Annotated in this window: 19 protein-coding genes and 1 riboswitch; of the genes, 12 read left to right on the top strand and 7 right to left on the bottom strand. The window is 69.2% G+C overall.

Features of this window, described 5'->3' with window-relative positions; translation table 11 throughout:
* Window positions 1-221 precede the first annotated feature (221 nt).
* The 8 genes from sigR to ACWGJB_RS13810 all read left to right on the top strand — a co-directional run bounded on the left by sigR (window position 222) and on the right by ACWGJB_RS13810 (window position 8775).
* Complete coding sequence (sigR, locus tag ACWGJB_RS13845; protein WP_453380380.1) at window positions 222-905, top strand: RNA polymerase sigma factor SigR; 684 nt, start codon at window positions 222-224, stop codon at window positions 903-905.
* On the top strand, window positions 902-1240 hold the full coding sequence (rsrA, locus tag ACWGJB_RS13840; protein ID WP_453380379.1) for a mycothiol system anti-sigma-R factor: 339 nt from the start codon (window positions 902-904) through the stop codon (window positions 1238-1240). Before sigR ends, rsrA begins: the two co-directional genes overlap by 4 nt.
* A gap of 135 nt (window positions 1241-1375) precedes the next feature.
* Window positions 1376-2695, top strand: a complete 1320-nt coding sequence (locus ACWGJB_RS13835) for an HD-GYP domain-containing protein (protein WP_453380378.1) — start codon at window positions 1376-1378, stop codon at window positions 2693-2695.
* Entirely contained in the window at window positions 2692-4107 is a 1416-nt protein-coding gene (locus ACWGJB_RS13830) for an HD-GYP domain-containing protein (protein WP_453380377.1), read from the top strand. The genes ACWGJB_RS13835 and ACWGJB_RS13830 overlap by 4 nt, the downstream gene beginning before the upstream one ends.
* Window positions 4108-4221: 114 nt before the next feature.
* Window positions 4222-5202, top strand: a complete 981-nt coding sequence (locus ACWGJB_RS13825; protein WP_123981390.1) for a hypothetical protein — start codon at window positions 4222-4224, stop codon at window positions 5200-5202.
* 167 nt (window positions 5203-5369) lie between these two features.
* Window positions 5370-6020: a peptide deformylase gene (gene def, locus ACWGJB_RS13820; RefSeq protein ID WP_351704917.1), complete on the top strand. Its 651-nt coding sequence runs from the start codon at window positions 5370-5372 to the stop codon at window positions 6018-6020.
* Window positions 6021-6313: 293 nt separating this feature from the next.
* Window positions 6314-7399 (top strand): epi-isozizaene synthase, encoded by a 1086-nt coding sequence (cyc1, locus tag ACWGJB_RS13815; protein ID WP_453380376.1) that lies wholly within the window; start codon window positions 6314-6316, stop codon window positions 7397-7399.
* Entirely contained in the window at window positions 7396-8775 is a 1380-nt protein-coding gene (locus ACWGJB_RS13810; RefSeq protein ID WP_453380375.1) for a bifunctional albaflavenone monooxygenase/terpene synthase, read from the top strand. Before cyc1 ends, ACWGJB_RS13810 begins: the two co-directional genes overlap by 4 nt.
* 121 nt (window positions 8776-8896) lie before the next feature.
* On the opposite strand, the gene ACWGJB_RS13805 is transcribed toward ACWGJB_RS13810, so the two are convergent.
* On the bottom strand, window positions 8897-9862 hold the full coding sequence (locus ACWGJB_RS13805; protein WP_453380374.1) for a helix-turn-helix domain-containing protein: 966 nt from the start codon (window positions 9860-9862) through the stop codon (window positions 8897-8899).
* 93 nt (window positions 9863-9955) lie between these two features.
* Between ACWGJB_RS13805 and ACWGJB_RS13800 the strand changes: the two genes are divergently transcribed.
* Window positions 9956-10207: a hypothetical protein gene (locus ACWGJB_RS13800; protein ID WP_453380373.1), complete on the top strand. Its 252-nt coding sequence runs from the start codon at window positions 9956-9958 to the stop codon at window positions 10205-10207.
* On the opposite strand, the gene ACWGJB_RS13795 is transcribed toward ACWGJB_RS13800, so the two are convergent.
* From ACWGJB_RS13795 to ACWGJB_RS13770, 6 genes are all read right to left on the bottom strand, one after another.
* Window positions 10120-11148 (bottom strand): ribonucleotide-diphosphate reductase subunit beta, encoded by a 1029-nt coding sequence (locus tag ACWGJB_RS13795; RefSeq protein WP_453380372.1) that lies wholly within the window; start codon window positions 11146-11148, stop codon window positions 10120-10122. The two genes, ACWGJB_RS13800 and ACWGJB_RS13795, sit on opposite strands and share 88 nt — an antisense overlap.
* Window positions 11148-13514, bottom strand: a complete 2367-nt coding sequence (locus ACWGJB_RS13790; protein WP_453380371.1) for a ribonucleoside-diphosphate reductase subunit alpha — start codon at window positions 13512-13514, stop codon at window positions 11148-11150. The genes ACWGJB_RS13795 and ACWGJB_RS13790 overlap by 1 nt, the downstream gene beginning before the upstream one ends.
* A gap of 125 nt (window positions 13515-13639) precedes the next feature.
* Window positions 13640-13764, bottom strand: a riboswitch (cobalamin riboswitch).
* Between the two features lie 23 nt (window positions 13765-13787).
* The gene (locus ACWGJB_RS13785; protein WP_453380370.1) at window positions 13788-14324 is read right to left on the bottom strand and encodes a GNAT family N-acetyltransferase; all 537 of its coding nucleotides are present in this window, start codon (window positions 14322-14324) and stop codon (window positions 13788-13790) included.
* 111 nt (window positions 14325-14435) lie between these two features.
* Window positions 14436-16064 (bottom strand): monocarboxylate uptake permease MctP, encoded by a 1629-nt coding sequence (mctP, locus tag ACWGJB_RS13780; protein ID WP_453380369.1) that lies wholly within the window; start codon window positions 16062-16064, stop codon window positions 14436-14438.
* Window positions 16061-16330: a DUF3311 domain-containing protein gene (locus tag ACWGJB_RS13775; protein ID WP_453380368.1), complete on the bottom strand. Its 270-nt coding sequence runs from the start codon at window positions 16328-16330 to the stop codon at window positions 16061-16063. Before ACWGJB_RS13775 ends, mctP begins: the two co-directional genes overlap by 4 nt.
* Before the next feature lie 123 nt (window positions 16331-16453).
* Entirely contained in the window at window positions 16454-17218 is a 765-nt protein-coding gene (locus ACWGJB_RS13770) for a GntR family transcriptional regulator (protein WP_089098851.1), read from the bottom strand.
* A gap of 358 nt (window positions 17219-17576) precedes the next feature.
* Here ACWGJB_RS13770 and ACWGJB_RS13765 point away from each other — a divergent pair, with 358 nt between their 5' ends.
* The 3 genes from ACWGJB_RS13765 (at window position 17577) to ACWGJB_RS13755 (ending at window position 20885) form a co-directional block, all read left to right on the top strand.
* A complete protein-coding gene (locus ACWGJB_RS13765) occupies window positions 17577-18863 on the top strand; it encodes an extracellular solute-binding protein (RefSeq protein WP_453380367.1) in 1287 nt (428 codons plus the stop codon).
* Window positions 18864-19065: 202 nt separating this feature from the next.
* A complete protein-coding gene (locus ACWGJB_RS13760; protein WP_453380366.1) occupies window positions 19066-20052 on the top strand; it encodes a carbohydrate ABC transporter permease in 987 nt (328 codons plus the stop codon).
* Window positions 20049-20885, top strand: coding sequence for a carbohydrate ABC transporter permease (locus tag ACWGJB_RS13755; RefSeq protein ID WP_453380365.1), 837 nt, complete (start codon window positions 20049-20051; stop codon window positions 20883-20885). Before ACWGJB_RS13760 ends, ACWGJB_RS13755 begins: the two co-directional genes overlap by 4 nt.
* Window position 20886: the final 1 nt, after the last annotated feature.

The raw sequence follows: 20886 nt of genomic DNA, 5'->3' as shown, positions 1-20886 counted from the left end.
GCGGACAGAAGTGCTGGGGCACCAGCGCCGACGCCGAAGGAGAGGAAGTCCGCCGCATGGGTTCGACCATCTGCCCGAGCCGCAACAGCAGCGCTGACCTGGACTGGACAGTGCTGCACGCGGCCAAGACCGCTCCTATTCGAGCGGCGGCAGGCACGGGTCGTGTTCTATCCTCCGAGTCGAGTGGGATCGGTTTCGGTCCTGCCCTGGATCTTGAGGAGGTGGGTCCGGTCACTGGGACCGACGCAGGGACCGACAACGGCCAGGCGGAGCTGCCCGAGGGCCGGGGCGCGAGCGCGGAGTCGACCTCGGAGCGCACCGCGCGCTTCGAGCGGGACGCGCTGGAATTCCTCGACCAGATGTACTCGGCCGCGCTGCGCATGACACGCAACCCGGCCGATGCGGAGGACCTGGTGCAGGAGACCTACGCCAAGGCGTACGCGTCCTTCCACCAGTTCCGTGAGGGCACCAACCTCAAGGCCTGGCTGTACCGCATTCTCACCAACACCTTCATCAACTCGTACCGCAAGAAGCAGCGCGAACCCCAGCGCTCCGCGGCCGAGGAGATCGAGGACTGGCAGCTCGCCCGCGCCGAGTCGCACATGTCGACCGGTCTGCGCTCCGCGGAGTCGCAGGCGCTCGACCATCTGCCCGACTCGGATGTGAAGTCGGCGCTGCAGGCGATCCCCGAGGAATTCCGCATCGCCGTCTACCTTGCCGACGTAGAGGGCTTTGCGTACAAGGAGATCGCGGACATCATGGGGACACCCATCGGTACGGTGATGTCACGGCTGCACCGGGGTCGCCGTCAACTGCGCGGCATGCTGGAGGACTACGCGCGTGAGCGCGGGCTCGTCCCGGCCGGCGCCGGGGAGTCGAACGAAGCGAAAGGCTCGGGCTCATGAGCTGCGGAGAGCCGCACGAGACGGACTGCGGCGAGGTACTCGATCATCTGTACGAGTTCCTCGACAGTGAGATGCCGGACGTCGATCGCGTCAAGTTCAAGCAGCACTTCGACGAGTGCTCGCCCTGCCTGGAGAAGTACGGGCTGGAGCAGGCCGTGAAGAAGCTGGTCAAGCGGTGCTGCGGCCATGACGACGTGCCCAGTGACCTGCGGGCCAAGGTGCTGGGGCGGCTGGACCTGATCCGCTCCGGCCAGGCCGTCCCGGAGCACGACGTCACGGCCACCCAGACCGCACCGGTCACACAGGCCTCCCCGGTCGCCTCGCAGGAGAGCTGAGCGCTCCTCGCCGGGCGGTGCCGCCCCCGGTGGCCCGTCACCCGAATGTGCTAATCCTCCGGTCATAACCCCCCGACCCTCCGGCCCCCGCCTAGGCTCCGGAGCCTGGACGGGCATGGTCGGGGGAGGGGCGAGATGGAGGCGGTTCCGGCACGGGTGCGCGCCTACGTGACCTGTGTCGCCCTCTGCGCCCTGTGCTGTCTGCTGCCGCTGCCCGCCCTGCGCACACCCTGGTGGGCGGTGGCCCTGCTGGCCGCGCTGTACGCGGTCTGCGAGCACGTCGTACGACGGCGGCTCGGCGGCACCTTCTACCCGGTGCTGCTCGCCGGTGCCTTCCTGCTGCCGCCGCCGGCCGCCGCGCTGGTACCGCTGCCGGGCGCGTTGCTCTCGTACGTCGAGCAGCGGCCGCAGGCGCTACGGCGGATCTGGCGGGCCGCCGAACTGGCTCTCGCCGTGTGGGGCGCGGGGCGGGTCCACTGGGCCCTGGGCGGCCGGGACTCCGTCGTGGGCTGCGACTTCCCGTACGCGCTGCTGCCGTGTGCGGCGGCGGTACTCGCGTTCTGCGGGGTTCTCGCACTGCTGGACGGCGGGATCCTCGCCCTGGCCGAGCGCGTCCCGGTACGGCGGGCCTGGCGCGGGCTGCTCTCCCGCTCCCTCGCGCCGATCGGGGTGCACGGGCTCGCCGGGCTGATGATGGCCGTGCTCTGGCGCAGCCCCTTCGGTCCCGTCGCCGCGCTGCTCGTCCTGCTGCCGATGTGCCTGTCCTGGTGGGCGTTCGCCCAGTACCACCGGGAACGAGCCGCCCACCAGGCCACCATCCGGGCGCTCGTACAGGCCGTCGACATCAAGGACGGCTACACCCGCGGGCACAGCGAGCGGGTCGGACAGGCCTCCGTGATGATCGCGCGCGAGCTGGGCATGGACGACGAGCGGGTGGAGGTGCTCCGCTTCGCCGGGATCCTGCACGACGTGGGGAAACTGGGCGTCCCGACCCGGCTGCTGCGCAAGGACGGGCCGCTCACCCCGGACGAACGGCGGATCATCGAGCTCCATCCCGAGTACGGCCACGAGATGGTGCGCGGGATCTCCTTCCTCGGCGAGGCCAGGGCGGCGATCCTCCACCACCACGAGCGCATCGACGGCAGCGGCTACCCCTATGGTCTGGTCGGCAGTCAGATCCCCGAGTCCGCACGCGTGGTGGCCGTCGCCGACGCGTTCGACGCGATGACCTCGACGCGCTCCTACAGCCGGGCACGGCCGGTGGCGGCGGCGGTGCAGGAGTTACGGCGCTGCGCCGGCCTGCAGTTCGACGCGCGGGCCGTCGACGCCCTGGTCCGAGCGCTGGCCAGACAGGGCTGGCACCCCGCGGTGACCGCCGACGACGTCCCACCCGACCCACCGGTTCCCGGTCGTCCCAGAAACGAGGCCCAGAGCGTGGGCCGGGGTACCCCATGACGTCCGACGACCCGTCGCCCGCCCCGAACCGGACGGTCCCGGACGGCGCCGCGACTCCGAGGTCCACGCGGGAGGGGTTGTCCGGGGCCGCCGGCGGCGGGCGTGGGCTCGGTGGTCCGGTCGGGTTCCGGGGCGGCGGAGCCGGGGCTGCCGGAGGGGTCCCCGGATCCGGGTTCCGTCCTCCCGGCGTCCTGTGGGGCATCCGGGGCGTCGCGCTGCTTCTCGTCCTCGGCTGTTTCGGCGGCACGCTCTGGGCAGGACTCGCCGGCGGGGGGATAGCGCTCGCCTTCGGGGGGCTCGTCGCCGTCGGTGAGCTCAGCCGGCGGACCGGGACCGAGACGCGGGAGGCCGCTCCGCTCGCGGCCGCCGGAGGGCTCGCCTACGCCCTGCTCGGTGCCGATGGCGGGGCCGCCACGCACGACGGGGCCTTTCAGGTCGTCACCGTCGTCTGCGCGGCCTCGCTGCTCGGCAGCGTGCCCCACATAGCCGACGGGCGCCGGCCCACCCTCGACCGGCTCGCCCGCCGGGTGCTCACCGTCGGCTTCGCCGCCGTCTGCTTCCAACCCCTCTACAGCAGGGGCGTGTTGGAGCAGTGGGGCGGACCGGCGTACGCGCTGCTGCTGGTCGCGTTGCTGGTGCTCACCGCGCTGTGCGACGCCGTGCTCGCCGCCGCGCAGGCACACTCCCGCACCGGATGGCCGTTCGGGCCGCTGCTGCGGGACGAGCTGCGCGGACTGCTCGGCATCGGGGCCGCCGTCTGCGCCACCGGCGCGGTGATGGCGCTGGCCGTCGCCGTCGTCGGCCTCTGGGCGCTGCCCGTCTTCTGCCTGCCCCTCCTTCTCGCCCAGCTGTCCCTGCGCCGGTACGCGGCCGTCCGGGCCACCTACCGGCAGACCATCGCCTCCCTCGCCCGCGCCACCGAGATAGCGGGGTACACCCCGGCCGGACACGCCCGCCGGGTCGCCACGCTGAGCCAGGCTGTCGGGCGGGACCTGGGGCTGTCCGGAGCGGAGCTGACGGTGCTGGAGTACGCGGCGCTGATGCACGACATCGGCCAGCTGAGCCTGGTCGACCCGGTGCCGGCCGGGGCCACGGCCGCCCTGTCGCCGGCGCAACAGCGCCGGATAGCCCTGCTCGGCGGAGCCGTCGTACGGCAGACCGGGGTGGACGCGGCGGTCGCCGTGGTCGTGGAGCGGCAGGCCGACCCGTACCGGGAGCAGCCGCTCGCCGCGCGGATCGTGCGGGCCGTCAACGCGTACGAGGAGAAGACCCGGGACTCCGGGCCCGGCGGGCCGCTGACCGCACTGGAGGAGTTACGGCTGGCCACCGCGGGGGACTACGCTCCCGAGGTCGTGGAGTCCCTGGCCCGCGTGCTCTCCAGAGACTGTCTGACCTTGCGCGCGGCTGGGTAACCCATGGGTAATGAGCGGCCCTCCCGTCGTACGTGGTTGGATGCGAGGGAGAGGGTGATGTCCGGGGGCACAAGCCAGCCCACTGTGCGGAAATGGAACTGGCAGGCGGGAATCGTGAGGATCTTCGGCAAGGGACGGCACCGGCCCTCCGCCTCCTGGCGGCAGGCCACCGACCGCGCGTTCACGCTGATCGGTGACGGCCGGTACGAGGACGCGGGCGAACTGCTGACACGTGCTGCCGACCTGGAACCCTGGCTGTCCGAGTCCTGGTTCAACCTCGCCCTGCTGCACAAGTTCCGGCACGACTGGGAGCAGGCGCGGGCCGCCGGCCTGCGGGCGGTGGCCCTCCTCGACCGGGAGACCGGGGCGCCCGACTGGTGGAACGTCGGGATCGCCGCGACCGCGCTGCAGGACTGGCCGCTGGCCCGGCGCGCCTGGCAGGCGTACGGGCTGCGGGTGCCCGGCGGCGCCACCGCCTCCGCCGAGCCGGACGGGATGGACCTGGGCAGCGCTGCCGTACGGCTGTCCCCGGAGGGGGAGGCCGAGGTGGTGTGGGGGCGGCGGCTGGACCCCGCCCGCATAGAGGTGCAGTCCATTCCGCTGCCGTCGTCCGGGCGGCGCTGGGGCGAGGTCGTGCTGCACGACGGGGTGCCGCACGGTGAGCGGACGACGGCGACCGGGCACGCGTACCCCGTCTTCGACGAGATCGAGCTGTGGGCGCCGTCGCCGGTGCCGACCTGGGTGGTGCTGCTGGAGGCGGCGACGGAGGCGGACCGGGACGCGCTGGAGCAGCTGGCCGGCGACGCCGGGTTCGCGGCGGAGGACTGGTCCTCCTCGGTGCGGCTGCTGTGCCGGATGTGCTCCGAGTCGCGGATGCCGTCCGACGAGGGCGACGGGGTGCATCTGGATCCCCACGATCACAGTGAGCCGGGGCATCCGGGGCCGCTGGGGCATCGGACGGACGGGCAGCTGTGGGTGCCGGAGCGGGAGTGCGGGGTGGCTGCGCCGGCTTCGCTGGTGAGGGGGTTGCTGGACGGGTGGGTCGCGGACAGCCCTGATTCCAGGGATTGGCGGGATCTGGAAGAGGTCTGCTGAAGGCCGTGTTTCGGGTGCGGCTGGGTGGGGTGGGCGCCCACGCGGCGGTAGCCGCATATCGGATACAGCCCCGCGCTCCTTTGGGGCGCGCCCCTGGCAGGGCGGATCCACGTACCCTGTATCAGCAACATCTCCCCCTGTTTTACCTAGGAAGGCTTACGTCGGTCATGGCCCAGCAGGACACCGATCAGCAGCACGTGGGCGTGCTCCCCGTGGATGACGACGGGTTCGTCGTCGACACCGAGGGGACCGAGGAGCGCGAGAACGCCTGGCGTGCGCGGGGGACCTCGCGGCCCATCACCGTCGTCGGGAACCCGGTGCTGCACAAGGAGTGCAAGGACGTCACCGAGTTCGGGGACGAGCTGGCGCAACTGGTCGCCGACATGTTCGCCAGCCAGCGGACCGCCGAGGGCGTCGGCCTCGCCGCCAACCAGATCGGCGTCGACCTGAAGGTCTTCGTCTACGACTGCCAGGACGACGAGGGCGCCCGGCACGTGGGTGTGGTGTGCAACCCGAAGCTGGTCGACCTGCCGGCGGACAAGCGGCGGCTGGACGACAGCAACGAGGGCTGCCTGTCGGTGCCCACCGCCTACGCCCCGCTGGCCCGGCCCGACTACGCCGAGGTCACCGGCCAGGACGAGCAGGGCAACCCGATCAAGGTGCGCGGCACCGGCTACTTCGCTCGGTGTTTGCAGCACGAGACCGATCACCTGTACGGGTACCTGTACATCGACCGGCTCTCCAAGCGTGAGCGCAAGGACGCCCTGCGGCAGATGGCCGAGAACGAGCCCCGCTACCCCGTGGTCGCCAACGACTGAGACGGACAAGGACGGTTGTGACGCCTGGTCGGGATCGCCCCGGCCAGGCGTTCGTCATGTTCGGGCAGACTCGTTCGCCTGCCCGTCGTACATTCGATCCTTTGTGCGCCTCTAGCGATTCCTAATCAGTCACACAAGGGGAGATTCGCGGCATCGTGGGGTAGTGAATGGAGCAAATCCGTTCCCAGACCGGTCAGTTGTGGTGCTGAATGGGAAGTGCGGGGATACGCAACGGCGCACGCCCGGCACAGAGGGAGGGGTGTGCGCACCTGGCGGCTGAGAGGGGTATGTTCGTGCACGCTTTCTCACACAGCACCACATCGACGCCGACGGCGATCGCGGTTCCACCACAACTCGCCCTGCCCGTCATCGAGGCCGAGTTTCCTCGGCAACTGCATCCGTATTGGCCACAGCTCCAGGAGAAGACCCGCCTCTGGCTGCTGGAAAAGCGGCTGATGCCTGCGGACAAGGTGCAGGAATATGCCGATGGCCTTTGCTACACCGACCTCATGGCCGGGTACTACCTGGGCGCGTCCGACGAGGTGATCCAGGCGATATGCGACTACAGCGCCTGGTTCTTCGTCTGGGACGACCGGCACGACCGTGACGTCGTGCACGGCCGGGCGGCCGACTGGCGGCGGCTGAGGTTCCGTTTGCATACGGCCCTCGATGCCCCGCTGCACCATCTGCACCACCCGGACACCCTGGTCGCGGGGTTCGCGGACAGTGTCGCCCGGCTGTACTCGTTCCTGCCGGGGACCTGGAACCAGCGGTTCGCCCGGCACTTCCACGAGGTGATCGAGGCCTACGACCGCGAGTACCGCAACCGCACCACGGGATACATCCCGGAGGTCGAGGAATACCTCGCGCTGCGGCGCCTCACCTTCGCCCACTGGATATGGACGGACCTCCTTGAGCCGAGCGCCGGGACCGAACTCCCGGACGCCGTACGCAAGAATTCTGCATACCGTCGTCCGGCGTTGCTCAGCCAGGAATTCGCGGCCTGGTACAACGACCTCTGCTCGCTGCCCAAGGAAATAGCGGGCGATGAGGTGCACAATCTTGGAATCAGTCTCGTCACCCACGAGGGAATGAGCCTGGAAAAGGCGGTCGAAGAAGTCGGGCGACGCGTCGAGGAATGCATCAGCGAATTCCTGGCCGCCGAGCGGACCGCTCATCGATTCGCCGAACAGCTCGACGACGGCACCGTGCGCGGAAAGGAACTCGGTGCCGCGGTCCTGGCCTGTGTCGCCAATATGCGGAACTGGTTCAGTTCCGTCTACTGGTTCCACCACGAATCCGGCCGATACATGGTCGACAGCTGGGACGACCGGTCCACGCCCCCGTACGTCAACAACGAAGCGGCAGGTGAGAAATGACCGTCGAGTCCGTGAAGCCCGCGACCGCGGAGGCTTCCGAACACGGTGAACTGCGCGAACCGCCCCTCGCCGGCGGCGGTGTGCCGATGCTCGGCCACGGCTGGCAGCTGGTCCGTGACCCGCTGGCCTTCATGTCCCGGCTGCGCGCCGACGGGGACATGGTGCGCCTGCGCCTCGGCCCCAAGGAGGTGTACGCCGTCACCACCCCTGCGCTCACCGGGGCCCTCGCCCTCAACCCCGACTTCATCATCGCCGGCCCGCTCTGGGAGTCCCTGGAGGGACTGCTCGGCAAGGAGGGCGTGGCCACCGCCAACGGCCCCCGCCACCGCCGTCAGCGCCGCACCATCCAGCCCGCGTTCAACCTCTCCGCGATCCCCGACTACGGGCCGATCATGGAGGAGGAGGCACACGCGCTGACCGAGCGCTGGCAGCCCGGCTCCACCGTCGACTGCACCTCGGAGTCCTTCCGGGTCGCGGTCCGCATCGCCGCCCGCTGCCTGCTGCGCGGCGAGTACATGGACGAGCGCGCGGAGCGGCTGAGCGTCGACCTCGCGAGCGTCTTCCGCGGTATGTACCGGCGGATGGTCGTACCACTCGGCCCGCTGTACCGGCTGCCGCTGCCGGCCAACCGCGAATTCAACCGGGCGCTGGCCGATTTGCATCTCCTCGTCGACGAGATCGTCGCCGAGCGCCGGGCATCTGGTCAAAAGCCGGACGATTTGCTGACAGCATTGCTGGCGGCGAAGGACGAGAATGGCGAGCCCATCGGGGAACAGGAGATCCACGACCAGGTCGTCGCGATACTCACCCCCGGCAGCGAAACTGTCGCTTCCACGATCATGTGGCTGCTCCAGGTCCTCGCCGAACACCCGGAACATGCCGAGAAGGTGCGGACCGAGGTCGAATCCGTGACAGGAGGTCGACCGGTTGGATTCGAGCACGTTCGGCAGCTCACACACACCAACAATGTCGTCGTCGAGGCGATGCGTTTGCGGCCGGCCGTATGGATATTGACACGGCGCGCCAAGGCCGACACCGAGCTCGGCGGCTATCGCATTCCGGCGGGGGCCGACATCGTCTACAGCCCCTACGCCATCCAGCGCGACGCCGACTCGTACGACGCACACCTCGACTTCGACCCGGACCGCTGGCTTCCGGAGCGGGCCCGCGAAGTGCCGAAGCACGCCATGAGCCCCTTCAGCGTCGGCAACCGCAAGTGCCCCAGCGACCACTTCTCCATGACCCAACTCAGCCTGATCACGGCGGCGTTGTGCGCCAGGTACCGCTTCGAACAGGCCCCCGGGTCCAATGACGCCACCCGGGTGGGCATCACCCTGCGGCCGCACCGGCTGCTGCTCACGCCCGTGCCCTGGTGACCGGCCGACCGGCGGGTGACTCCTGATACCGGCGCGCGCTCAGGCGGCCTGCGGGCCCCGGAACGCGCGCCGGTAGGCGTTCAGGCGGCCTGCGGGCCCCGGAACGCGCGCCGGTAGGCGTTCAGGCGGCCTCCGGTCCCCGGAAGGCGCGCCGGTAGGCGTTCGGCGTGGTGCCCAGCTCCTTCACGAACTGGTGCCGCAGCGCGGCCGCCGTACCGAAGCCGGTGCGGCCCGCGACGGCGTCCATCGTCTCGTCGGTCCCCTCCAGCAACTCCTGGGCCAGCAGCACCCGTTGCCGCAGGATCCAGCGGTACGGCGTGGTGCCGGTCTCCTGCTGGAAGCGGCGGGCGAAGGTGCGCGGGGCCATCAGGGCGCGGGCGGCCAGCTGCTCGACGGTGACCTCCTCGTCGAGATGCTCCGCCATCCAGGCCAGCACCTCGCCGACCGTGTCGCAGCGGCCCTGCGGCAGCGGGCGCTCGATGTACTGGGCCTGGCCGCCGTCCCGGTGCGGGGGCACCACCATCCGCCGGGCGATCTTCTTGGCGACCTCGGGGCCCTGTTCCTTGCGGACGATGTGCAGACAGGCGTCGATACCGGCCGCGGTGCCCGCCGAGGTGATCACCGGATCCTCGTCGACGTACAGCACGTCCGGCTCGACCCGGGTGTGCGGGAAACGGCGGGCCAGCAGCTGCGCATGCCGCCAGTGCACCGCGCACCGGCGCCCGTCCAGCAGCCCGGCCGCGCCAAGCACGAAGACGCCGGAACACACGCTCAGCACCCGGGCGCCCCGGTCCACCGCCCGGCGCAGCGCGTCGAGCAGCTCGGGCGGGTAGCCCCGCTCGACATTGGACTCCGAGGCCGGCACCGCGATCAGATCGGCCTCGTCCAGCCGGTCCAGACCGTACGGCGTGGTGACCGTCAGGCCCGGCACATGGGTGCCGAGCGACGGCCCCTCCGCCGAGACCACCGCGAAGTCGTACACCGGCAGCCCCTCGTCGGAGCGGTCGAGGCCGAAGACCTCGCAGACCACCCCGAGCTCGAAGGGGTGCACACCGTCCAGGAGCACCGCGGCCACGTTCGTCAGCATGCTGCCAGTGTGCCTCGTCGCTGGCAGTAATTCGAGGGTGTGTGGCAGTGCTGTCACTCACGGTAAGGAGTATTCGGCGCGACAGTGGTGTCCATGAACGGAAACCAGATCGAAGGTCTCGTCGGAATGGTCCTGGTCCTCGGCATCCTGGTCCTCATGGCCCTCCCGTCCGTGCTCGGCGTCCTGCGCGACAGGCGCATCGACCGGCAGATCAGGGAGGCCCACGAGGACCGCGGGGAGCGGCAGACTCAGAAGGCTCAGAAGTCCTCGTCCAGGTCGACGGTGCCCTCCACCGCGACCTGGTACGCGGACGGGCGCCGCTCGAAGAAGTTCGTCAGCTCCTGAACGCCCTGCAGCTCCATGAAGGAGAACGGGTTCTCCGAGCCGTACACCGGAGCGAAGCCGAGGCGGCCGAGCCGCTGGTCGGCGACGCACTCCAGGTACTGGCGCATCGAGTCGGTGTTCATGCCGGGCAGGCCGTCACCGCACAGGTCACGGGCGAACTGCAGCTCCGCCTCGACGGCCTCCCGCAGCATGTCGGTGACCTGCTGCTGAAGCTCGTCGTCGAAGAGCTCCGGCTCCTCCTTGCGGACCGTGTCGACCACGTCGAACGCGAAGCTCATGTGCATCGTCTCGTCACGGAACACCCAGTTGGTGCCCGTGGCGAGACCGTGCAGCAGACCCCGGCTGCGGAACCAGTAGACGTACGCGAAGGCGCCGTAGAAGAACAGGCCCTCGATGCACGCGGCGAAGCAGATCAGGTTGAGCAGGAAGCGGCGCCGGTCGGCCTTGGACTCCAGCCGGTCCAGGTTCTCCACCGAGTCCATCCACTTGAAGCAGAACTCGGCCTTCTCGCGGATGGACGGGATGTTCTCCACCGCGGCGAACGCGGCCGTACGGTCCTCCGGGTCGGGGAGGTAGGTGTCCAGCAGCGTCAGATAGAACTGGACGTGCACGGCCTCCTCGAACAGCTGACGGCTCAGGTAGAGGCGCGCCTCGGGGGAGTTGATGTGCTTGTACAGCGTCAGCACCAGGTTGTTCGCCACGATCGAGTCACCGGTCGCGAAGAAGGCGACGAGGCGGCCGATCAGGTGCTGCTCGGAGGGGCTGAGCTTGGCGAGGTCGGCGACGTCCGAGTGGAGGTCGACCTCCTCGACGGTCCAGGTGTTCTTGATGGCGTCCCGGTAGCGCTCGTAGAAGTCCGGGTAGCGCATGGGGCGGAGAGTCAGCTCGAAGCCCGGGTCGAGCAGGTTCTTGGATGTCACAGCCTTGGTGTTGCTGGTCATTACTGGCAGGCCTCGCAGGACTCGGGGTTTTCCAGGGAGCAGGCGACCGCGTCTTCGGGAGCCGTCTGCTGGGCGGGAACGGTGGCTTGGGCCTGTGCGGCGCGGGCGATCCGGGTCGCCGGGCGCGAGCGCAGGTAGTACGTCGTCTTCAGGCCCGACTTCCAGGCGTACGCGTACATCGAGGAGAGCTTGCCGATGGTCGGCGTCTCCAGGAACAGGTTCAGGGACTGGGCCTGGTCCAGATACGGGGTGCGGGCCGCGGCCATGTCGATCAGACCGCGCTGCGGGATCTCCCACGCCGTGCGGTACAGCGCCCGTACGTCCGCCGGGATCCACGCGAAGCCCTGCACCGAGCCGTTGGCCTCGCGCAGCGCCTCCCGGGTGCGGGCGTCCCAGACGCCGAGGTCCTTGAGCTCCTGCACCAGGTAGGAGTTGACCTGGAGGAACTCACCGGACAGCGTCTCGCGCTTGAAGAGGTTCGAGACCTGCGGCTCGATGCACTCGTAGACACCGGCGATCGACGCGATGGTGGCGGTGGGCGCGATGGCGAGCAGCAGGCTGTTGCGCAGACCGGTGGTCGCGATCCGCGCGCGCAGCGCCGCCCAGCGCTCCGGCCAGGTGAACTCGACGCCGTAGTGGTCGGGGTGCAGCACACCCTGCGCGGTACGGGTCTTCTCCCAGGCCGGCAGCGGGCCGCCCCGCTCGGCGAGGTCGGCGGAGGCCTCGTACGCGGCGAGCATGATCCGCTCGGCGATCCGGGTGGAGAGCGCCTTGGCCTCGGCGGAGTCGAAGGGCAGCCGCAGCTTGAAGAAGACGTCCTGGAGACCCATGGCGCCGAGGCCCACGGGACGCCACTTGGCGTTGGAGCGGCCCGCCTGCTCGGTCGGGTAGAAGTTGATGTCGACGACCCGGTCGAGGAAGGTGACCGCGGTACGGACGGTCTCGTCCAGCCGCTCCCAGTCGATGTCACCGGTCGCCGTGTCCACGAACGCGCCGAGGTTCACGGAGCCCAGGTTGCAGACCGCCGTCTCGCCGTCGTCCGTGACCTCCAGGATCTCCGTGCAGAGGTTGGAGGAGTGGACGACATGGCCGGGGGTGGCCGTCTGGTTCGCGGTCCGGTTGGCCGCGTCCTTGAAGGTCATCCAGCCGTTGCCGGTCTGCGCGAGGGTGCGCATCATCCGGCCGTACAGGTCACGGGCCGGGATGGTCTTGCGCGCGAGCCCCTCGGCCTCGGCCTTGCGGTAGGCCGCGTCGAACTCGTCGCCCCACAGATCCACCAGCTCCGGCACGTCGGCCGGGGAGAACAGGGACCACTGCTCGTCGGCGTTCACCCGGCGCATGAACTCGTCCGGGACCCAGTGCGCGAGGTTCAGGTTGTGCGTACGCCGGGCGTCCTCACCGGTGTTGTCGCGCAGCTCCAGGAACTCCTCGATGTCGGAGTGCCAGGTCTCCAGGTAGACCGCGGCCGCGCCCTTGCGCCGGCCGCCCTGGTTCACCGCGGCGACCGAGGCGTCGAGCGTCTTGAGGAACGGCACGATGCCGTTGGAGTGCCCGTTGGTGCCGCGGATCAGCGAACCGCGGGAGCGGATCCGGGAGTACGAAAGACCGATGCCACCGGCGTGCTTCGAGAGCCGGGCCACCTGGTGGTACCGGTCGTAGATGGAGTCCAGCTTGTCCTTCGGGGAGTCGAGGAGGTAGCACGACGACATCTGGGGGTGCCGGGTACCGGAGTTGAAGAGGGTGGGGGAGGAGGGGAGGTAGTCGAGGCGGCTCATGAGCTTGTAGAGCGCGGCGACTTCGTCCAGGGCGCGGACTGTGTCGTCCTTGGCGAGACCCGCGGCGACCCGGAGCAGGAAGTGCTGCGGAGTCTCGATGACCTTGCGGGTGATCGGGTGCCGGAGCAGGTAACGGCTGTGCAGGGTGCGCAGGCCGAAGTAGCCGAAGCGGTCGTCGGCGTCCGGGTCGACCAGGGCGTCCAGGCGGGCCGCGTGCAGGCGCGCGAACTCGGCGGTGCGGTCGGCGACCAGGCCCTCGCGGTGCCCGACGGCGACGGACTCGGTGAAGGACGTCACGCCCTGCGAGGCGGCCTCGGCACGGACCGAGATCGTCAGCAGCCGGGCGGCGAGCCGGGAGTAGGCGGGGTCCTCGGAGATGAGCCCGGCGGCCGCCTCGGTGGCCAGCTCGCGCAACTCCGACTCGTCGGCCCGCGCGGACCGGCCGCGCAGCGCGGCGGCGGCGACCCGGCCGGGGTCGGCGTCGGGGAGGTCGGCGGTCAGCCCGGTCAGGGTCCGCAGCAACGCGGCGCCGGGACTGTCCTCGTCCACAGAGATGGTCGCTGAAGCCGGTTCGGCTGGCGCGATGGTCACGTGGGGCTCTCCCTCGCTCGGCACGGGGCCTGGCGGAGGGCAGGAGGCAGCACACGAGCGCACGCACGCGTGTCGCGTCCCCGGCCCACTCCACGAGACCCGGACGTCAGAACACCCGGGCCGGACGGCCGGGCGTGCTGTCGGCAGGTCCTCGGACTGACGCTTGTGCACAGATGTGCACAAGTACACCGTTGCGGGACAGTTCCGGATTCGCACCGGATTCCCCTGCGGCGACAGCGAGCATGAGCATACATCTAGTGCCGCGCTGTCGCGTCACCCCCACATGTTGTGTCGCGAACGGTCTCGCAGCGTCAACTCGTAGGTGAGGAGAGTGATGTCGTACAGCTGCGGCAAGGGATTCCAGTCCCGCCCGGGTGTGCGGACGAAGCCGAGGCGCTCGTAGATCCGGTGGGCGGATTCCATGGTGCGCTGCGTCGACAGAACGACCTTCTCGCAGCCGTCGAGGGCGCGTGCGCGGTCGATGCAGGCGCGGACGAGCGCCTCGCCGGCGCCATGGCCGCGGGCGGCTCGGCCGACGGCGAGCATCCGGATCTCGGCCTCTTGGGGGGCGGCGAGGTCGGCCATCGGACCGGGGCCGGGGACGAAGGTGACTCCGCCGAGGAGGGCGTTGCCGTTCACGGCGACGAGAACGGTGGCCGCGGCTGCCCGTTTCGCGACGTCCTTGAGTTCGGTGAGATAGGAGTCGCTCTCGCCGAAGTCGAGGAGGCCGTCCTGGAGGTAGGCCTGGGCGGTTATCTCGCCGAGGATGTCGTATTCGGTGGGTTGCGCTTCGCGGATGTGGATCGTCATGCGGAGGAGTGTGTACGACAGCGGGCCGCCGAGGGTGGGAATTCTCGGTGGCCCGCTGCGGGTTGTTCGTGGCTGGTCGCGCAGTTCCCCGCGCCCCTGACGGGGCGCGCTCTAGTGGGCGCCCTCCGCGACGGCCGGCGGGAGTTCGGCTTCCACTCCCGGGTCGCCCGCGTCGGCCGTGTAGTCCTCCGCCTTGGTCTCGTCGATGCCCTCGGGGGCCTTCAGGGCCTTCAGGGCGAACGTCAGGATCACCGTCACCACCACGTTCATCACGAACGCCGTCAGGCCGATGTAGCCGATCTCGCCGATGCCCGGGATCTCCTTGGCCGAGCCACCGAAGTGCTTCTGGGTGGGGGAGGCCACGCCGTACGCCGCGGCCGTGCCGTAGACCATGCCGACCGCCCAGCCCGCCAGCAGGGCCCAGCGGTGGAACCAGCGGGTGAACAGGCCGCCCACCAGCGCCGGGAAGGTCTGCAGGATCCAGATGCCGCCCAGCAGCTGGAAGTTGATGGCGACCGTCTTGTCCATGGTGAGGACGAAGACCAGCGCGCCGACCTTCACCAGCAGTGACACGAGCTTGGAGACCTGGGCCTCCTGCTTCGGTGTGGCGTCCGGCTTGATGAAGTCCCGGTAGATGTTGCGGGTGAAGAGGTTCGCGGCCGCGATGGACATGATGGCCGCCGGGACCAGGGCGCCGATGCCGATCGCCGCGAAGGCCACGCCCGCGAACCAGTCCGGGAACATGTTCTCGAACAGCTGGGGGATCGCCAGCTGGCCGTTGGTGACCTTGACGCCGGCCGCGATGGCCATGAAGCCGAGCAGCGCGAGCAGGCCCAGCATCAGGGAGTACAGCGGCAGGATCGTGGTGTTGCGGCGGATCACGTCACGGCTGCGGGAGGAGAGCGTCGCGGTGATCGAGTGCGGGTACATGAACAGCGCGAGCGCGGAGCCCAGGGCCAGGGTGGCGTAGGTCCACTGGCCGGCCTCTGGTGGCGCCAGCGCGCCGCGTGGTTTGCCGGTGGCCGGGTTGACCTGCGCGAACGCGTGGGCCGCCTTGGCGAAGATGTCGTCGAAGCCGCCCAGCTTGATCGGGATGTAGATGATCGCAACCGCGATGACGAGGTAGATCAGCCCGTCCTTCACGAACGCGATGAGCGCGGGCGCCCGCAGACCGGAGGAGTAGGTGTACGCCGCCAGGACGCCGAAGGCGATGAGCAGCGGGAGGTCCTTCACGAACCAGTTGGTGCCGTCGCCGCCGCCGACGCCCATGACGTCCAGGACGGCCTGGATGCCGACGAGCTGGAGCGCGATGTAGGGCATCGTCGCCAGGATGCCGGTCAGGGCGACGGCGAGCGAGAGGCCCTTGGAGCCGAAGCGCCCGCGCACGAAGTCCGAGGTCGTCACGTAGCCGTGCTTGTGGGAGACCGACCACAGGCGGGGCAGGAACGTAAAGATCAGCGGGTAGACGAGGATCGTGTACGGCACCGCGAAGAAGCCGGCCGCGCCCGCCGCGTAGATCGCCGCCGGTACGGCGACGAAGGTGTACGCCGTGTACAGGTCGCCGCCGAGCAGGAACCAGGTGACCCAGGTGCCGAACGACCGGCCGCCCAGGCCCCATTCGTCGAGGGAGTGCTCGTTCTCGGCCTTGCGCCAGCGCGCGGCCAGGAAACCCATGACCGTGACGGCCAGGAAGAAGAAGATGAAGACGCCGAGCGCGACGCCGTTCACACCGTCCTTCACTTCTGCGCACCCCCGCTCGTGCTCTCGGACTTGCGGGCGCGCTGGTCACGCTGCCACAGCTGGTACGCGGTCACGGTGAGCGCGGTGGATATCAGCACCCACAGCATCTGGTACCAGTAGAAGAACGGGATCCCGATGAACGTCGGGTCCGTCCTGGCGTAGGAGCCCACCCACAGCATCGCCACGAAGGGCGCGACGAGGCAGACGGTGATGACCACGCGTATCGGTGTCACCACCGGCTGCCTCACTTCAGGTACATCCGACATACCGCGGCTCCGTCCCCTCACCGTTCACCTGTGTAATGCGCAGGCAATCTAGGTCACGGCGTCACCGGAGCGGAAGTAGCTGTTCGGCTATCGGTATGTCGATTCTGTGAAGGGCGCCCCGCGTCAGTCCTGCGGACGCTTGAGCCGGGCCACGAACTTGTAGCGGTCGCCGCGGTACACCGAGCGCACCCACTCCACGGGCTGGCCCTCGCGGTCCAGGGAGTGCCGGGAGAGCATCAGCATCGGCAGGCCCACGTCGGTGCCGAGCAGGCCCGCCTCGCGCGGGGTGGCCAGCGAGGTCTCGATGGTCTCCTCGGCCTCGGCGAGATGGACGTCGTACACCTCGGCGAGGGCGGTGTAGAGGGACGTGTACTTGACCAGGGAACGGCGCAGGGCCGGAAAGCGCTTGGCGCTCAGGTGCGTGGTCTCTATGGCCATGGGCTCGCCGTTGGCCATGCGCAGCCGCTCGATGCGCAGCACGCGCCCGCCCGCCGTTATGTCGAGCAGGCCGGCGAGCCGGTCGTCGGCGGTGATGTAGCCGATGTCCAGCAGCTGCGAGGTCGGTTCCAGGCCCTGGGCGCGCATGTCCTCGGTGTACGAGGTCAGCTGGAGCGCCTGGGAGACCTTCGGCTTGGCCACGAAGGTGCCCTTGCCCTGGATGCGTTCCAGCCGGCCCTCGACGACCAGCTCCTGGAGGGCCTGGCGGACGGTGGTCCGGGAGGTGTCGAACTCGGCGGCCAGCGTGCGCTCGGGCGGGACCGGGGTGCCGGGCGCCTGTGTCTCCGTCATTTCGAGGAGATGTTTCTTCAGGCGGTAGTACTTGGGCACACGCGCGGTACGGACGGCTGTCCCGCTCTCGTTCTCCGCACTGCTGACGTCGGTGCTCATGCTCCGCCTTCCCGGCTCCTGATCCGGCCACTTCGTGGCACGGCAGCGTACCGGGATATCCCCAGCACGCTGCGTGATCCCCTCTGTATACCGCCGCGGGCTCTTTTGGTCTAGTCCACCACTCGAGTGGTCTACCGGAATTGTCTCGTCCGCGCCCCGGGTTTTCGAGGGCTTCTTACTTAAAGGTTCTTGCATATGTAGGTCGCATAACGGCTGGTCGGAGCCCATTCGACCACCCTTGACAGGCCTGCTGGTCTGGGCCAAGCTTCCCGCACTGGTCTACACCATTGGTCCAGGTCCCGGCCCAACGCTCGCGCGGGGAGGCAGGGGGGTATGTGGCATCCCTGAGGAGGGTGGCGTGAAGCGCAAGCTGATAGCCGCGATTGGTATCGCGGGCATGGTCGTCTCCATCGCGGCGTGTGGCAGTGACAAGAAGGACGACAACAAGGCGCAGGGGGCGGACGCCAAGGAGCTGACCGTCTGGCTCACCGTGGACGCCCAGAACAACTGGCCCGACCTGGTGAAGGCCGCCGACGCGGCCGTGCAGAAGAAGCACCCCGGCATCAAGATCAAGCACGAGTACTACGGCTGGCCGGACAAGAACACCAAGCTGGACGCCGTCCTCGCCACGGACAAGGCCCCCGACGTGGTCGAGATGGGCAACACCGAGATGCTCGGCTACATGGTCAAGGGCGCCTTCGCTCCCGTCGAGGCCTCCCAGTTCACCAATTCCGGCCAGTGGCTCGACGGCCTCAAGGCCTCGGTGACCTACGACGGCAAGTCCTACGGCGTGCCGTACTACGCCGGTGGCCGCGTCGCCAACTGGCGCAAGGACATCGCCGCCTCGGCCGGCATCAAGACCACGCCGAAGACCTACACCGAGCTGACCGCCGACCTGGACAAGATCCAGAAGAAGGAAGGCGACAAGTTCAGCGCCTGGTACCAGCCCACCCGCGACTGGTACGCGGCCATGTCCTTCGTCTACGACGCCGGCGGCTCCATCGCCGCGGAGTCCGGTGGCCAGTGGAAGGGCAACCTCTCCTCGCCCGAGTCCATCAAGGGCCTCACCGAGTTCAAGAGCGTCATCGACAAGTACATGCACGGTGACAAGACCAAGGACGAGTCCGACCGGTACATCGTCTACGGCCAGGGCAAGTCGTCCATGATCTTCGGCGCCGCGTGGGAGGGTGCCACCGCGGCCGACCCGAAGAACGACAAGACCGGCGGCAAGCTGAAGGACAACCTCGTCAACTTCGTGATGCCCGGCCCGTCCGGCAAGAACATGCCGGTCTTCCTGGGCGGCTCCGACCTCGCCATCCCGGTGAAGTCCAAGGCGCAGGGCGTCGCGGCCGAGTGGATCAACGCGTTCACCGGTCCCTCCGGTCAGAAGGGCCTGATGGCCAAGGGCAACCTGCCCAACAACAAGACCGACCTCGCGACGCTGAAGAACGACCCGGCGACCGCGGTCCCGGCCACCGCGGCCGAGTCCAACTGGTTCGTCCCGATGGCTCCGGGCTGGGGCCAGGTCGAGAAGGCGCAGGTCCTGCAGACCATGCTGCAGAACATCGGTACGGGCAAGCAGACGGTCGAGGCGGCCGCCAAGACCGCGGACGCCGCGATCGACAAGGTCATCAACACCAAGTAGTCGACATCCGGCCGGGCCTGGTCGACGGGGGGTCAGGCCCGGCCGGTGGGTGAGTTCAGAAGGTGCCGCGTCGGGTTGTGGGGCGGCTGCGGGTCCGGGTGGGGCTGGCCGCGCAGTTCCCCCCAGCCTTCGGCCGGGGGTACCCCCAGCGCCCCCGAAGGGGCGCCACCCCGACGTATCCAGATCTGTTGAGGAGCGCGCGATGAGTGCCGCTGATACGACCACACCTGCCAAGGTGCCGGCGCCGCGGCCGGCGCCGGCGTCGGGCACCCCGGTACGACCACGGACCGACCGGAGATCCGGCGGACCCGCCGTCCCCTGGCTGCTGCTCGCGCCCTGTCTGGGGATTCTCGGGCTCGTGCTCGGCTACCCCTTCTACCGGCTGGTCGCCCTCTCCTTCCAGGAGTTCGGGCAGTCCCAGCTGTGGGGGTTCAAGCCGGCCGAGTGGGTCGGGTTCGGGAACTTCTCCGACGTGCTGGGCGACACCGAGTTCTGGCAGGTCGTGCTGCGCACGATCGTCTTCGCGGTCGGCAGCGTGGTCTTCACCATGGTCGTCGGCATGCTCATCGCCCTGCTGCTGCAGCGGGTCTCCGGCTGGGTGAAGACCCTGGTCAACATCGTGCTGGTGGCCAGCTGGGGCATGCCGGTCATCGTCGCCACCACGCTCTTCAAGTGGCTCTTCGACTCCGACTACGGCATCCTCAACGCCCTGCTCAGCAAGATCCCCGGGGTCGACCTGATCGGCCACAACTGGTTCGCCAGCGGACCCCAGGGACTCGCGGTGATCATGCTCCTGGTGGTCTGGGGAGCGGTGCCCTTCGTGGTCATCACGCTGAGTGCCGGCCTGACCCAGGTCCCGGCGGAGCTGGTGGAGGCCGCCCGCCTCGACGGCGCGGGCGCCTGGGGCGTCTTCCGTTACGTCACGCTCCCCATCCTCAAGCCGATCATCGTGATGCTCACGACCCTCTCGGTCATCTGGGACATGGGCGTCTTCCCGCAGGTCTTCGTGATGCGCGGCGGCCACCCCGAGCCCGAGTTCCAGCTGCTGACCACCTACTCCTACGACCGCGCCTTCGTGGTCAACGACTACGGACAGGGCTCCGCGATCGCCCTGCTCACCGTGCTCCTCCTGCTCGGTGTCGTCGCCGTGTACATGCGCCAGATGCTGAAGATCGGAGAGGTCGAATGAGCACCGCAGCCGCCCGCAGGGGACCCCGTCTGGGCTGGAACCTCCTCGGCCTTCTGGTCTTCGTCGTCGTCGGCTTCCCCGTCTACTGGATGCTGAACACGGCGTTCAAGCCGGCGAAGGACGCGATCGACCCGGACCCGAGCCTGCTGCCCACGGGCCTGACCCTGTCCAACTTCCGCCGGGCGCTGGACATCGCCGACTTCTGGGGCCCGGTGGGCCGCAGCCTGATCGTCTCCCTGTCGGTCGTGGCGATCGGCATGGTCGTCGGCCTGCTGGCCGCGCTGGCCATCTCCCGGTTCGCCTTCCGCGGCCGCAAGGTAGTGATCGTCGGCATCCTCGCGGTCCAGATGGTCCCGCTGGTCGCCATGATCATCCCGGTCTTCCTGCTCCTCAACGACCTGGACCAGTACGACAAGCTCAGCGGCCTGATCATCACCTATCTGACCTTCATCCTCCCGTTCACGGTGTGGACCATGCGCGGCTTCATCGTCAACATCCCGAAGGAGCTGGAGGAGGCCGCGATGGTCGACGGCTGCTCGCGCACCGGCGCCTTCGTCCGCGTGGTCTTCCCGCTGCTGGCCCCGGGCCTGGTCGCCACCTCGGTCTACGCCTTCATCCAGGCCTGGAACGAGTACATCTACGCCCTGATGCTGCTCAGCCAGGACCACCAGACCGCGACCGTCTGGCTCGCCAACTTCACCACCAAGCACGGCACCGAATACGCCCCGATGATGGCCGGCTCCACCATGATGGCCGTGCCGATCGTCGTCCTCTTCCTCCTCGTCCAGCGCAAGATGGCCGCGGGCCTGACCGCGGGCGCCGTGAAGGGATAAC

This window comes from Streptomyces sp. NPDC054813 (assembly GCF_053611365.1).
This window is presented reverse-complemented; position numbering and strand designations above follow the sequence as displayed.

Excerpts from the sequence above, each read along its gene's own strand:
- rsrA (WP_453380379.1), top strand. The coding sequence starts at position 902 with ATGAGCTGCGGAGAGCCGCACGAGACGGACTGCGGCGAGGTACTCGAT.
- ACWGJB_RS13835 (WP_453380378.1), top strand. The coding sequence starts at position 1,376 with ATGGAGGCGGTTCCGGCACGGGTGCGCGCCTACGTGACCTGTGTCGCC.
- ACWGJB_RS13830 (WP_453380377.1), top strand. The coding sequence starts at position 2,692 with ATGACGTCCGACGACCCGTCGCCCGCCCCGAACCGGACGGTCCCGGAC.
- def (WP_351704917.1), top strand. The coding sequence starts at position 5,370 with ATGGCCCAGCAGGACACCGATCAGCAGCACGTGGGCGTGCTCCCCGTG.
- ACWGJB_RS13810 (WP_453380375.1), top strand. The coding sequence starts at position 7,396 with ATGACCGTCGAGTCCGTGAAGCCCGCGACCGCGGAGGCTTCCGAACAC.
- ACWGJB_RS13805 (WP_453380374.1), bottom strand. The coding sequence starts at position 9,862 with ATGCTGACGAACGTGGCCGCGGTGCTCCTGGACGGTGTGCACCCCTTC.
- ACWGJB_RS13800 (WP_453380373.1), top strand. The coding sequence starts at position 9,956 with ATGAACGGAAACCAGATCGAAGGTCTCGTCGGAATGGTCCTGGTCCTC.
- ACWGJB_RS13795 (WP_453380372.1), bottom strand. The coding sequence starts at position 11,148 with ATGACCAGCAACACCAAGGCTGTGACATCCAAGAACCTGCTCGACCCG.
- ACWGJB_RS13785 (WP_453380370.1), bottom strand. The coding sequence starts at position 14,324 with ATGACGATCCACATCCGCGAAGCGCAACCCACCGAATACGACATCCTC.
- ACWGJB_RS13775 (WP_453380368.1), bottom strand. The coding sequence starts at position 16,330 with ATGTCGGATGTACCTGAAGTGAGGCAGCCGGTGGTGACACCGATACGC.
- ACWGJB_RS13770 (WP_089098851.1), bottom strand. The coding sequence starts at position 17,218 with ATGAGCACCGACGTCAGCAGTGCGGAGAACGAGAGCGGGACAGCCGTC.
- ACWGJB_RS13760 (WP_453380366.1), top strand. The coding sequence starts at position 19,066 with ATGAGTGCCGCTGATACGACCACACCTGCCAAGGTGCCGGCGCCGCGG.
- ACWGJB_RS13755 (WP_453380365.1), top strand. The coding sequence starts at position 20,049 with ATGAGCACCGCAGCCGCCCGCAGGGGACCCCGTCTGGGCTGGAACCTC.